Origin of the sequence: [Flexibacter] sp. ATCC 35103 (genome assembly GCF_001975985.1) — a bacterium.
Lineage (GTDB): Bacteria > Bacteroidota > Bacteroidia > Flavobacteriales > Flavobacteriaceae > Flavobacterium.
This window is the reverse complement of the sequence record NZ_MTQF01000001.1, coordinates 848514-863234: the sequence shown is the minus strand read 5'-3', so window position 1 is coordinate 863234 and position 14721 is coordinate 848514. Positions and strand designations below refer to the sequence as shown.

Here is a 14721-nt window from a genome sequence, read left to right as displayed (position 1 = left end):
TGTTAGTAGGATAAACCACTTATAGCTAACAGAATATGAAAAAGATATTAATTTGTTTTTTAACGTTTTTCATTGTTTTGTTTTCGTCAACTGTGTTTGCTCAAAAAGAGAGTCTGCAAAAATCAAAGACAGTTGTTGCTCAATTAAAACCAAAACGATATCCTGTAAGCCCTTTTAAGGATACACTTTTTTATGTGTATAATAAAGTAGGTTCTTTCTCGGCAGAGAGCAGGGCAAAAGCCATTACCGAAAAAATTAGAAAGCTCTACGAAGATTCCTTTTTTGAAAAAGATTCTATCGCAATTGTTCCTTCAGATATTTCTCAGGATATCGTGTACAAGAATGATTTCGTAATTATGTCTATTCTGGATATTGATGCAAAAGCAGAAAATAAAACAGCTGATTTTATCGCCAGACGAAATTTAAACCTAATTAAGAAAGCAATTATTTATCAAAATCAGAACTATTCAATGCTTCCTAAAAGGCTTGGATATACAGCTTTATTGATTTTAATTATTGGATTGATCTTATATTTTGTTGGTAAAATCTTTAACAGGATTCGGTTACACATTTTAAAAAACAGCGATAAATATTTTAAAGGTTTCAACTATAACAATATTAATATCCTTTCTCCACAAAAGCAGCAATCCTTATTGATGCGATTGTACAGCTTTATAAAAGGTATCACTTTGATTTTGATAGTTTATCTTTCGCTGCCATTGTTGTTCAGTATTTTTCCGGCTACAGAGGCATATACAACAACATTATTGCGATGGATCCTTGCTCCTGCAAAATTGGCCATCATGGGATTTATAGATTTCTTGCCTAGTTTGGTCACCATTATCGTTATCATCTTCATTTTTAAATACACGATAAAGATTATAAAGTTCTTTTTTGATGAAATTAAAAAAGAAAATATAAAGATTGATGGTTTTTACAATGATTGGGCAATGCCAACATTCAATATTATCCGTTTTTTATTGCTGGCATTTATGTTAGTAATCATATTTCCTTATTTGCCCGGCTCAGATTCGCCAATTTTCAAAGGAGTTTCTGTATTCGTTGGAATCCTGTTTTCATTAGGTTCATCAAATGCTATTGCGAACATGGTTGCCGGATTAGTAATTACATACATGCGTCCGTTTAAGATTGGGGATTTTATAAAAATAGGAGACGTAAGTGGGGAAGTTATCGAAAAAACAGCTTTGGTTACCCGAATCAGAACACCAAAATTTGAAGATATAACAATACCCAATGCCACTGTTTTATCGAGCACTTCAACAAATTACTCTTCAAATACAAAACAGGTTAATAATGGTTTATTAATTCATACGACCGTTACAATTGGTTACGATGTACCATGGAAAGAAATTCATAAAGCCTTGATAGATGCGGCGCTAAAAACAGAAATGACAGAGCCAACTCCGTCACCATTTGTTTTGCAAACCAGTCTGGATGATTTTTATGTTTCCTATCAAATTAATGTATATACCAAACATCCTACAAAGCAGCCATTGATTTATTCTTCTTTACATCAAAATATTCAGGATTCATTTAATGCTGCCGGAATCGAAATCATGTCGCCGCATTATAACGCATTACGTGATGGAAATACAACTACAATTCCTGAAAATTATTTAAAAAACGATTATGAAGCTCCTTCTTTTAATATCAATAAAAAAGGATAATCTTTTGATAATGTGCTATTAATCTTAAAAATTAACAGTGAATTGTTTTGAAGTTAATTTTATAAAAATTAACTTTAACTGAGAATTTGGCAACACTTTGGTTTTTAAGAGAAAAAATATCTTAGATAAGATAATAAAATCAGACATTTTGCTGTTCTTAAGATAGTAATACTTTTTACGAAATATAAATTTGTAAAATAATTGTAGTAGTATTTTGATTAATTTTAATGAATGATTATGAAAAAGAATGGACTGAGTCAGGAACAGAGCTTACAAGTATTTTCTAATATGATATCAAACAAAGTTCACAATGGATTTACATTAGAAGAAAGAAATGATGAATTCCTTTTCGCGGTCCTGTCTAAAGGCGGAAAAGTGGTCAATCATGGTTTGAATTTTATCATTTTTTGTTTAACATTAGGTCTGTGGTCATTTGCATGGCTTTATCTAACAATCGAAGCCTCAAGACAAAAAAAAGTACTAGTTGCAATTGATGAAGATGGTTTGCCTTTTGAAGAAAGATGTTTAGTCGCGTAAGAAATTTAAATCTCAAAATTTAAAAAATCCAAATTCCAAAATGATAATGAAATCATTGGAATTTGCATTTTTTTTAATTTATATTTTATTAAAACTTAGAACCTCAGCAACTCAGTGCCTCAATATCCTTTTTTTACAATTTATCTTTTAAATAAATTCCTGTAACAGATTTTTTCTCTTTTGCTACCTCTTCAGGAGTTCCCACAGCTAATAAATGTCCGCCATTTTCTCCTCCTTCAGGGCCCAGATCAATAATCCAGTCGGCACATTTGATAAGATCAAGATTATGTTCGATTACAATTATCGAATGTCCTTTTTCTATTAATGCATCAAAAGAAGCCAGTAATTTTTTGATATCATGAAAATGCAAACCAGTTGTAGGTTCATCAAATACAAATAAAGCTTTGTCTTTTGTAGCGCCTTTTACTAAAAATGAAGCTAGCTTAATACGTTGTGCTTCTCCACCGGAAAGAGTAGAAGAAGATTGCCCTAATTGTACATATCCTAAACCAACATCCTGAAGCGGCTGCAGTTTTTGTGTAATTTTTGCTTGTTTGTTTTTATCGAAAAAGGCAATAGCATCATCGATCGTCATGGTTAGTATATCGTTGATGTTTTTATCGTCGAAATTGATTTCCAAAACCTCTTTTTTAAATCTTTTTCCGCCACAAGTTTCACATGGTAACGATACATCTGCCATAAAGACCATTTCGACGTTTATAGAACCTTCTCCTTTACAGGTTTCACATCGGCCGCCATCTACGTTAAAAGAAAAATGTTTTGCCTGATAACCTCTTATTTTTGATAATTTTTCTTTGGCATATAATTCACGAATTTCATCATAAGCCTTAATATAAGTTACAGGATTAGATCTTGAACTTCTTCCTATAGGATTTTGGTCCACATATTCAATATGTTTTATTTGAGAGAAAGATCCTTTTATTTCGCTAAACTGACCCGCTTTTTCGGCTGCGTTTTCCAATTTTTTCTGCATGGCAGGAAATAAAATCTTTTTGATCAGTGTACTTTTTCCACTTCCTGAAACTCCTGTAATGACAGTTAACACATCAAGCGGAAAAGTAACATTAATATTTTTTAGATTGTTTTCTCTGGCACCAATAATATCAATATGATTCTTGAATTTTCGTCTCTTTTTAGGAACCGTAATTTCTAAATCCCCATTTAGGTACTTAGCGGTTAATGAATCTGATTTTAGAATTTCATCATAAGTTCCCTGTGCAACCAAATGTCCGCCAAAAGTTCCTGCTTCAGGACCAATATCAATAATCATGTCTGCAGCTTTCATAATATCCTCATCATGTTCAACTACGATAACTGTATTTCCTAAATCACGAAGCGAAAGCAATACTTTTATAAGCCGTTCAGAATCTTTGGGGTGTAAACCTATACTTGGTTCATCAAGAATATACATTGATCCTACTAAGCTGCTTCCTAATGAAGTGGCAAGATTAATACGCTGTGATTCTCCTCCTGACAGCGTAGCCGAATTTCTGTTAAGGGTAAGATAATCCAAACCAACTTCTGTCAAAAACGACAAACGATTGTTGATTTCGACCATCAAACGTTTTGCAATCTGCTGTTCGTAAACATTAAGATCAATATTTTTGAAAAAAGTAACCAAATGTTTTATAGGCAAATCAACTAAATCAGAAACGGTTTTACCATTGATTTTTACATACGAAGCTTCTTCACGTAAACGTTTTCCGCGACACGCATGACATTTAGTTTTTCCGCGGTAACGAGATAACATTACACGATTCTGAATCTTATAATTTTTTTCTTCCAGTTCTTTAAAGAAACCATTCAGACCTTGAAAATAGTTATTTCCTTTCCAGATTAAGTCTTTTTGATCTTCTGTAAGTTCGAAATAAGGTTTGTGAATTGGGAAATCAAATTTATAAGCATGTTTTATCAATTCATCCTTATACCAGCTCATACTGTCACCTCTCCAAGGATAAATAGCATTTTCGAAAACAGATAAAGAAGTATTGGGAACTACTAAATCAGCATCAATACCAATAATATTTCCGTATCCTTCGCAAACCGGACAAGCTCCGTAAGGATTATTAAAACTGAATAAATGAACATTAGGTTCCAGAAATGTAATACCGTCAAGTTCAAAATTATTCGAATAAGTAAATCTTTTATCTGAGTTTAGTTCCTGTAGATAACAAATTCCTTTTCCTTCAAAAAAGGCTGTTTGTACAGCATCAGCCAGACGATTATAAAATTCTTCTTCGTCCTTGACAACAATCCTGTCAATGATCAGTAAGATATCTTTATTATCTAATTTATGAATTTCTGTTGGGGTAAATTCATCTAAACGAACCATTTCGTTTTCGACTAATATACGGGCAAAACCTTGTTGCAAAAGCACCTTCAGTTTATCTTCAAGTTTTCTGCCTTCTTCGAGATGAATAGGGGCAAGAAGCATCCATTTACTGTCTAATTCCAGATTTTTTACATCAGCAACAACATCTGTAACCGTATTTTTTTTAACTTCTTGTCCGGAAATTGGCGAATAAGTACGACCAATCCTGGCGAACAAAAGTTTTACATAATCGTATATTTCAGTCGAAGTTCCTACCGTCGAACGCGCATTTGTAGTATTTACTTTTTGCTCAATAGCAATTGCCGGAGCAATACCCTTAATGTATTCGACTTTTGGCTTGTCTAAACGCCCTAAAAACTGACGTGCATATGAGGATAAACTCTCTACATAACGACGTTGTCCTTCGGCATACAAAGTATCGAAAGCTAAACTGGATTTACCTGATCCTGAAAGACCTGTGATAACAACAAGTTTATTTCTGGGAATAGCGACATCTACATTTTTTAAATTATGTACCTGCGCTCCTTTAATTATAATATTATGTTTTGGGTCTAGTGTAGAAAGATCAATTTTCATAAAAAAAGTCAATTTTTACAAAAGTAATCAATTTTGAACTGAATTTTGTTAACGAGATTGTTCCAAATTTTAACTAATTTCCATGTTACAGATTACTCAAATTTGCTCCAGTTCTTTTTTGCCACAGATTTCACACATTAAAAGGATTCATTCTTCAAATCTTTTTTGCCACGAATTTTACGAATTAGCACAAATTAATTTGACGAAATAATCGACAAAAAAAATAAAGGAAATTCGTGAAATTCGTGGCGAAAAAAAATCATTTTAATCTGTGGCAGAAAAAACACTATTTTAGGACTGTTTTTACATTAAATTAATATCACGGCTCAATTTGAAAACTAAATTTTCCTTACTGCTTTCTTTGATAAGTTTCCTCCTTTTTTCACAGGAGTTTCCGCCAATTGTCAAATATTCATCTGTTGTTTATGGTGCCGGAAATCAGAGTTGGATGATCTCTCAGGACGATCAGAATTATTTATATTTTGCAAATAATGATGGTCTCTTAGAATATAATGGTACAAGCTGGCAATTATATCCTACGCCTAATGAAACTATTATGCGATCTGTAAAAGTAATTGGTAATAAAATTTATACAGGCTGTTATATGAATTTTGGTTTCTGGACCAGACAGGCAAATGGTAAATTAAAATATACTTCTCTAAGTGACACCATTAAGGATAAAATTTTGGACGATGAACAATTTTGGAACATTCTGAAATACGACCAATGGATTTTATTTCAATCCCTGAACCGAATTTATATTTATGATACCAAAACGGGAAAATTTAAAATCATTGCGCCTAAAAATGGTGTTGTTAAATCTTTCGCACATAAAAATGCGATCTATTTTCAGACGATAAAAGGCGGACTTTTTGAAATCGAAAGCGGTAAAGCCAAGTTGGTTTCTGATAATCCTGTTCTTAAAAAGTTTACGATTGCAAATGTCTTTAGTACAGAAGACGGTTTGCTGGTCCAGACACAATTAGACGGAATATATAAGTTGTCCGGTACTAATCTCACGCGTTTTGCTACAGATGTTGATGATGAGTTAAAATCGAGTTTTGTTTACAGCAGCCAGCTTTTGCAGGACGGAAGTTTTGCTTTGGGAACAGTTTCGAACGGAATTTTTGTTTTATCGGATAAAGGAAAATTAAAGTACCATATTTCTCAAAATAAAGGATTAAGCAATAATACAGCTTTGTCGCTTTTTGAAGATAAAGACCAGAATTTATGGGCAGGTCTTGATAACGGAATCAATTGTATTAATATCAATTCGCCTGTGCATAGCTTTACAGATGATACAGGAGTTTTAGGGACTGTTTATGCCTCGGCAACTTTTAATGGTTTGTTATATGTGGGAACAAATCAGGGCCTGTTTTGTAAAAAAATGCAAAGTAATGCAGAGTTTAAATTTATAAACGGCACAAAAGGGCAGGTTTGGTCGCTTTTTGTATATGATAACACGCTTTTTTGCGGCCATGACTCCGGAACTTTTATCATCAATAATGAGTCGGCACGAAACATATTCTCAGCCTCCGGAACCTGGAAATTCGAAGCAGTTCCCAATGCTGGAAATCAATTGCTTCAGGGAAATTATTACGGAATTTCGGTTTTAGAAAAAGTAAACAATCAATGGGGTTTCAAAAATAAAATTCAGGGTTTTGATTATTCGTCCCGATATTTTGAAATCACAAATAATCTTGATGTTTATGTAAGCCATGAATATAAAGGGATTTTCAGGCTGAAATTAGACAAAACTTTATCAAAGACAAAAGGATTCTACACTTATAAATCTCCTCAAAAAGGAAAAAATGCTAGTTTAACCAAATTCAATAATCAAATTTATTATGCTTATAAAGGAGGGATTTTTAAATTAAACCAAAACACCAAAATTTTTGAAAAAGATGCTTTATTGAGCTCTATTTTTGAAAAAGATGAATATACATCAGGTAAATTAATCGTTGATAACTCGAATAAAATCTGGTTATTTTCTAAAAATTACATTCACTATTTCTCTGCGAGTAAATTAAGCAATCAGTTAAAACAAAATGTAATCCCTATTCCGTCCTCTTTGACCAATTCGATGTTAGGTTTCGAGAATATTACTCAAATTTCAAAATCTACTTATTTAATAGGAACCACAGATGGTTATTATACGTTGAATATTGACGATTTAAGTTTTAAGAACTACACGGTTTTTATTTCGGATATTACCATAAACAAACAAAATGAAACCCTGAAGAATGTTGCAATTCAGAACGAAGGAGAATTTAAATCATCAGAAAATAATATTACCTTAAACTATACCGTTCCGGAATACAATAAATATATCAATTCAGAATATCAGTATTTATTAGAAGGTTTCCAAAACGATTGGAGCGAATGGAGTACAAAGGCAACCGTTAATTTTAAAAACCTTTCGCCCGGAAAATACACCTTTAAAGTAAGGGCAAAATACGCCAATACAATTTTACAAAATACAGCAACTTACACCTTTGTTGTATTAAAGCCGTGGTATTTAACCAATCTGGCGTGGTTTATTTATTTTCTTTTAATGTTGGTTCTCGTCTATTTTGTAAATAAAGCCTATCTCAATTATTACCACAAGCAAAAAGAGAAATTAATAGAAGAAAATAATCTTTTGCTCGAGATTAAGGAACTGGAGAACGAGCAGCAACTTATGAAACTTCGTAACGAACAGCTTTCTCAGGATGTAGATAATAAAAATCGCGAACTCGCAGTTTCTACAATGAGTTTAAACAGCAAAAATGAGCTTTTGGCTTTTATAAAAGAAGATTTAAAAAAGACCAATCAAAATGACAGCACTAATATAAAATCTGTTATAAGCACTATAAATAAAAACATTACGGAAGAAGATTCCTGGAATGTTTTTAAAGCAGCTTTTGACAATGCAGACAAAGACTTTCTTAAAAGAATAAAACAGCTTCATCCGTTACTTACGCCAAACGATTTACGTCTTTGCGCTTATTTGCGATTGAATCTTTCTTCAAAAGAGATTGCTCCTTTATTTAATATCTCAGTTCGAAGCGTAGAGATAAAAAGATATCGTTTGCGTAAAAAAATGGATTTACAGCACGAAATCGGTTTAGTCGAATATATCCTGGCTGTATAGTACATCAAAAAATGCCTTTAAAAAACTATACATTACCACAACATTAACGATTTGTTGTGATTTCGGAGGTTTTATGTTAAAGAAATTAATATTCTGATTTTATAGTCAAATAAGGGTCTATTTTAAGATATATTAAATTTATATAGGTTTTTTTTATGATGTATGTTTTTTGTTGAGGTTAAATTTATCGTTTTCCTAAACGGATAAGATAAATTTATCTTTCAATAAAAACTAACTAATTATGAAATCCAAATTATTATTAACCGTATTAATGCTGTTTACATCGTATGCGTTTTCGCAGTCTTTTGATGTGACCGGAACAGTACTTGATGCCACATCAGGAATTTCACTGCCTGGTGTTAATGTAAAAGTTAAAAATTCGTCGCAAGCAACCTCAACAGATTTCGACGGATCTTTTAAACTATTAGGAATCCCAAAAGGAACTACGCTTGTTTTTAGTTTCATTGGTTTAAAAACACAGGAAGTTGTAGTTTCCGGAACCAAAGTCACCGTAAGAATGGGTGATGACACAAGATCGCTGGATGAAGTTGTTGTCATTGGTTATGGTAGCCAGAAGAAAAGAGAAGTTACAGGAGCAGTTTCTGTACTTGACAGTAAAACGCTTGATATTCTTAAACCGTCAAGAATAGAACAGGCATTACAAGGAACCATTTCGGGCGTAAATGTTACAACACAATCCGGAGCTCCGGGCGCACCTATAGATGTTCGTATTCGTGGTATTGCTACAAACGGACAAAATGGTCCAACAACTATTATTGATGGTTATGTTGGGGATTTAAATGTTTTAAACCCTAATGATATAGAAACCGTAACGGTTTTAAAAGATGCGCAAGCAGCAATTTATGGAACTATTGGAGCAAACGGAATCATCCTGATTACGACCAAAATGGGGAAGAAAAATTCAAAAACAAAAATCTCCTTTAATAGTTATACCGGATTTCAGGAAGCTTCAAGAAAATTACCAATTCTAAACGCTACTGAATATGCTTTATTACTAAATGAAAGTTATGCTAATGGAGGCAAAGCACTTCCTTACCCAAATGTAAGCGGTTTAGGAAAAGGAACAGACTGGCAAAAAGAAGTTTTAGGTACAGGCGTACCTTTATTAAACAGTGATTTGACAATTTCTGGAGGATCTGATAAAATTACATATTCTATCAGTGGTTCTCATCTGGATCAGGAAGGTATTGTAGGCGGTGACAAATCCGGTTACTTAAGAAATACTGCCAGAATAGGATTAGGAGCTGATTTAAGCGATAAATTCAAACTGAAAACAAATGTAATCTATACGTATTTTGACAGAAAAACAATTAACGAAAACGGATTAGGATCTGTATTGTTTAATGCCTTAAATGTACCGGCAACTTTTAATACGCATGATGCAAATGGCAATTTTACTCTTGTACCAAGTACAACAGGATTGGGAACAGAAATTATAAATCCGCTGGCACAAATTGACAATACTTATAATGACTATAATTATAAAAAGCTAAACGGAAATTTTGGTTTAGACTATAAAATTTTCAAAGGATTTACATTATCAAGTTCAATAGGTTTTAATACAGCAAACAGCGAAAGTAAAATATTTGGCCCGCAGATAAGTTACGGAGGAAAAGTGTTTGATGTACAAAGAAGTTCAGTAACCCAAAGAACAGTAAACGATAACGATTATTCATTTGATATTTACGGAACTTATAATACAAAAATTGCAGAAAATCATAATATTACAGCAACATTAGGAAACACCATTTATAAACAATGGGGAAATTCAGCTGTTGCAACAGGTTATGATGTACCAAATAATTCATGGGAATTTGCAGATATTTCTTTAACAAAAGGATTGCCAAGTGCTTTAAATACGGGAGGTTATGTGTATGATCAAAGAAGAATTTCTTATTTTGGAAGAGCACAATACGATTATAAAGGAAAATATCTTTTTTCAGCAATGATCAGACGTGATTCTTCGACAAAATTTGGTCCGGGCTTTAAAGTGGGATATTTTCCATCTTTTACAGCAGGATGGGTAGTATCTGATGAAGGTTTCTTTGGAACATCAAAAACAGTTAACTTTTTAAAATTCAGAGCGAGTTACGGAACTTTAGGAAATGATCAAATCCCAAATAATGGATTTTTGAGTATTCTAAATGGTGAAGCAACTTATGTGTTTGACGGTATTTTAGTAAACGGAGCTGCAACAGGACAAATACCCAATCCGGATTTGAAATGGGAAGAAGCTAAAAAGTTTGACGTTGGTTTAGATTTAAGACTTTTCAATGATAAAGTTTCTGTAGTTGCTGATTATTTTATCGATACCAGAAAAGATTTATTGATACCAAATATTCCGGTTTCAGGAATTGTAGGAATTGGTGCTCCGGGTGCGAGTGCTCCAACAATGAACGCAGGTACGGTTAGAAATTCAGGATTAGAATTTGCTATAGATTATAAAGAGAAATTATCAGATTCATTTTCATTTACTGTTGGTTATAACGTGACCTTCCTTAAAAATGAAGTATTGGAAGTGAATAACGGAACCGGATTTATAGAACAGGGTTCTTTTGGGGTAGGACAGCCTGCAGCAGCGCGTATGGAAGCCGGAAAACCAATTGGATATTTCTATGGATACAAAACAGACGGAATTTTCCAGAATCAGGCAGAAGTGAATGCACATCCTTCGCAATTAGCTTTAGGTGCAAATGCTTCGCCGGGAGATATTCGTTATGTAGATGTAAACGGCGATGGCGTAATTGATACCAAAGACAGAACAAATATTGGTGACCCGATTGCCGATGCTACAATGGGATTCAATTTGCAATTAAATTATAAAAACCTTGATTTTGCTGTATATACATTTGCATCGATAGGCAATGATATGGTGCGTAATTACGAAAGAGTACTTTCTGATGCCAACCGCCTTGATTATGTTTTAGACAGATGGACAGGAGAAGGAACAAGTAACTCTGTACCAAGAGTAACTACCGGAGCAACAGCAAATAATGTTTTGTCAGATTATTATGTTGAAGATGCATCGTACTTTAGAATTCAGAACATACAATTAGGATATACCATTAATCCTAAAGTGACTCAAAAAGCCGGAATTACAAAACTAAGACTTTATACCGGAGTAAATAATCTATACACTTTTACCAAATACAAAGGTTTTGACCCGGGCGCTTCATTTGGACCAACAAATCAGGATGGGGTTTCTCAATCGCCAATTGGTGCCGGAATTGATTACGGTTTTTATCCTGTGCCAAGAACCTATCTGTTAGGTTTAAACATTAATTTTTAATTGCTATTAAAATGAAAAAATATTTATTTACAACCATTATAATGCTGGCACTCTTCTCGACAATAATTTCTTGTTCAGATGACTTTGTGAGCCCAAAACCAGAATATTCGATAGATTCTGAAAACTATTTTAATTCAAAATCAGATTATGATGAGGCATTAGTTGCCGCTTATGATTTGCTGCAATCTACTTATGCAAATGCTTTATTAGGCGAAATTGCCTCAGATAATACATTGGCTGGAGGAGAAAGCCCTACAGACGTAATTGGCTGGCAACAAGTAGACGATATGATTCATACACCGGTAAACAGTAATTTAAGAGATATCTGGAACTGGATGTTTGCAGGAGTACAAAGAGCCAATTATATTCTTGAATTTAAGGATAAAACAGATTTTGAAGGAAAGACCCAACTACTTGCAGAAACACGTTTTCTAAGAGCATATTACCAATTTGAGTTAGTGAAATGGTTTGGTGGAATCCCGATGAAAGGAGATGCAAGATTTAAAGTTGGAGACGAAAAAACAGTACCGCGTTCATCAGTTCAGGAAGTTTATGCTTCTATCGAAGCTGATTTGATTTTTGCGTCGGCTAATTTATCTCCAACAGCATCTCAAAAAGGAAGAGTTACAAAAGGAGCTGCTCAGGCCTTACTAGGCAAAGCATATCTGTATGAAGGTAAATTTGTACAAGCAGCATCTGCATTTGATGCAGTAATAAATTCCGGAAAATATACATTACAATCAGATTATGATGCCATGTTTGAAATGGCTGGAGAAAACGGACCGGAATCTGTTTTTGAAGTACAATATACAGATGTTGAAGGAGCTGGTTTTACCTGTTTGCAATGTAGCGAAGGGAACGTAGCTGTTGGTTTTAGCGGAATCAGAAATTATACAGGACCACTTTTTTCTTCCGGATTTAGTTTTAATATTCCAACCAAAGAAAGTGCTGATGCTTTTGAAACAGGAGATAAGCGTAAAGATGTTGCTATACTTGATATCGCAGCGTGGGCAGCTTCAAACGCCGGAGTAAGTTATGGAAAAGGGAATGAAGATACCGGTTACTTTAATAGAAAATACCTGCCAAGAAAAAGAAGTGCTGAAGCTCAGGGAGATTTAAACCTGACAAATCCTAATAATTACAGAGCGATACGTTATGCTGATGTGTTATTGATGGCAGCAGAAGCTTACAACCGCGGAGCTATAGATGATACAAAAGCAAAAACATACCTGAATCAGGTAAGAAGACGTGCTTTTGGAGATAATAACCACGACATATCAGTTACGGGAGCCGCTTTGACTGACTTTATTTTAGCCGAAAGAAGAGTCGAACTTTTTGGAGAAGGACATCGTTTCTTCGATTTAGTAAGAACTGGAAAAGCAGCTGGAAAAATTCCGGGATTTAAGGCAAATAAAAACGAATTATTTCCATTACCAATTGAAGAGATTCAATTTGCAAACGGAAACTGGCAACAAAACCCTGGATATTAAAAAAATACGATCATGAAAAAAATACATTTTATTATAAGTCTTTTCGTTTTAACCCTATTTATGGGGTGTTCAAGCGATGACAGCAACGTTAATTTGGATGGTTTGAGCGAACCGGCAAATATAGCTGCACTGACCACTGTAACCCAGGATAATTCAGGTAAAGTTACATTTATACCTACAGGAGAGGGTGTTACGCAATTCAAAGTCAATTATGGAGACGGAACCCCTGAATCTAGTTATTTTTCGACAGGTGCTAATGTAACACATACTTATAAAGAAGGAGTTTACAAGTCTAAAATTACCGCAATGGGAATTACCGGAAAAACAACCGAAATAACAAAAGAAGTTGTCGTTTCGTTCAGGGCACCGGAAAATTTAAAAGTTGTGATTACAAATGATATTACCATTTCTAAAAAAATAACGGTAAAAGCAACGGCAGATTTTGCTTTGTTTTACGATGTTTATTTTGGTGAAGCAGGAAAACCGGAACCTGTTTCTGTAAACGATGGCGAATCAGTTTCTTATACTTATAAAGAAGCTGGAGTTTATACGGTGCGTGTAGTTTCTAAAAGTGCTGCTATAAAAACAACAGAATACACAGAACAGGTTACCGCAAAATTAGTGCTTAACCCAACAGCTTCGGCTCCAACGCCTCCTAACAGACCGGCAGGAAATGTTATTTCGGTTTACAGTTCAAAATATACCAATCTTGCAGGAACAGTCTTTTTCCCGAATTGGGGACAATCAACAGGATATTCAGAGTTTGATCTTAATGGCGACAAAATGCTGAATTATACAAACTTGAATTATGAAGGAATTGCCTTTGCAGATGGCGTAACGGCAAATGTTACCGCTATGGATTACATTCACCTTGATGTGTGGACAGCAGATTTGCCAAAATTAGATATCTTCTTAATCAGTAGTACGAAAATAAATGGAGAAAGAGCCGTTTCAAAAGACTTGATAGCAAACCAATGGACCAGTATTGATATTCCGATTTCTGCATTTACAAGTCAGGATGGATTTACAGTAGCAGATATTTTTCAATTGAAATTGGTTGGAACTCCGGCAGGTAAAAACATATTTATAGATAATATTTATTTTTATAAAAATGGAGAAGCATTAAGTACCGCAGCACCAACACCAACTAAAGCAGCAACAGATGTTATTTCTATGTTTAGCGATGCTTATACAAACGTGCCTGTAGCTACCTGGCGTACAGATTGGTCTGCAGCAACACTAGAAGAAACTGCTGTGGCAGGAAATGCAGTAAAAAAATACTCAGATTTAAACTTCGTGGGTATCGAACCAACAGCAACAATTGATGCATCTGCCATGACACATTTTCACGTAGACGTTTGGTCAGCTGATTTTACTGAATTCAGAATAAAATTAGTAGATTTTGGACCAAATGGCGTTTATAATGGAGGCGGAGACGATAAAGAACATGAAGTTAAATTTACCGCTCCCACAAAAGGAACCTGGGTTAGTCTTGATATACCCTTAACTGAATTTACCGGATTAACAACTCGTGGACATATTGCACAACTTATTTTCTCAGGAAATCCAAGCGGATCGCATACTATATATATTGACAACGTTTATTTTCATAAATAGAAATTGAAACTGTCAAT

At 34.0% G+C, this 14721-nt stretch carries 7 protein-coding genes; 6 read left to right on the top strand and 1 reads right to left on the bottom strand.

The genetic code is table 11. From position 1 onward, the window contains the following. Positions 1-35 precede the first annotated feature (35 nt). Complete coding sequence (locus BXU01_RS03620) at positions 36-1688, top strand: mechanosensitive ion channel family protein (protein ID WP_083691728.1); 1653 nt, start codon at positions 36-38, stop codon at positions 1686-1688. 237 nt (positions 1689-1925) lie between these two features. Further along, on the top strand, positions 1926-2225 hold the full coding sequence (locus tag BXU01_RS03615) for a hypothetical protein (protein ID WP_055098602.1): 300 nt from the start codon (positions 1926-1928) through the stop codon (positions 2223-2225). A gap of 133 nt (positions 2226-2358) precedes the next feature. On the opposite strand, the gene uvrA is transcribed toward BXU01_RS03615, so the two are convergent. After that, complete coding sequence (gene uvrA / locus BXU01_RS03610; RefSeq protein WP_083691727.1) at positions 2359-5154, bottom strand: excinuclease ABC subunit UvrA; 2796 nt, start codon at positions 5152-5154, stop codon at positions 2359-2361. Positions 5155-5485: 331 nt separating this feature from the next. On the opposite strand from uvrA, the gene BXU01_RS03605 reads away from it, so the two are divergent. The 4 genes from BXU01_RS03605 (at position 5486) to BXU01_RS03590 (ending at position 14704) form a co-directional block, all read left to right on the top strand. After that, positions 5486-8287, top strand: a complete 2802-nt coding sequence (locus tag BXU01_RS03605) for a triple tyrosine motif-containing protein (protein WP_083691726.1) — start codon at positions 5486-5488, stop codon at positions 8285-8287. A 241-nt stretch (positions 8288-8528) separates the two neighbouring features. Next, positions 8529-11597 carry a TonB-dependent receptor gene (locus tag BXU01_RS03600; RefSeq protein WP_083691725.1) on the top strand — a complete coding sequence of 1023 codons (3069 nt, stop codon included), beginning with the start codon at positions 8529-8531 and terminating at the stop codon, positions 11595-11597. An 11-nt stretch (positions 11598-11608) separates the two neighbouring features. Next, entirely contained in the window at positions 11609-13087 is a 1479-nt protein-coding gene (locus BXU01_RS03595) for a RagB/SusD family nutrient uptake outer membrane protein (RefSeq protein WP_083691724.1), read from the top strand. A gap of 12 nt (positions 13088-13099) precedes the next feature. Next, the gene (locus BXU01_RS03590; RefSeq protein WP_206196598.1) at positions 13100-14704 is read left to right on the top strand and encodes a hypothetical protein; all 1605 of its coding nucleotides are present in this window, start codon (positions 13100-13102) and stop codon (positions 14702-14704) included. Positions 14705-14721: the final 17 nt, after the last annotated feature.

What these genes read in the sequence shown, in the direction of transcription:
- BXU01_RS03620 (WP_083691728.1), top strand. Translation starts at nt 36, where the DNA reads ATGAAAAAGATATTAATTTGTTTTTTAACGTTTTTCATTGTTTTGTTT.
- BXU01_RS03615 (WP_055098602.1), top strand. Translation starts at nt 1,926, where the DNA reads ATGAAAAAGAATGGACTGAGTCAGGAACAGAGCTTACAAGTATTTTCT.
- uvrA (WP_083691727.1), bottom strand. Translation starts at nt 5,154, where the DNA reads ATGAAAATTGATCTTTCTACACTAGACCCAAAACATAATATTATAATT.
- BXU01_RS03600 (WP_083691725.1), top strand. Translation starts at nt 8,529, where the DNA reads ATGAAATCCAAATTATTATTAACCGTATTAATGCTGTTTACATCGTAT.
- BXU01_RS03595 (WP_083691724.1), top strand. Translation starts at nt 11,609, where the DNA reads ATGAAAAAATATTTATTTACAACCATTATAATGCTGGCACTCTTCTCG.
- BXU01_RS03590 (WP_206196598.1), top strand. Translation starts at nt 13,100, where the DNA reads ATGAAAAAAATACATTTTATTATAAGTCTTTTCGTTTTAACCCTATTT.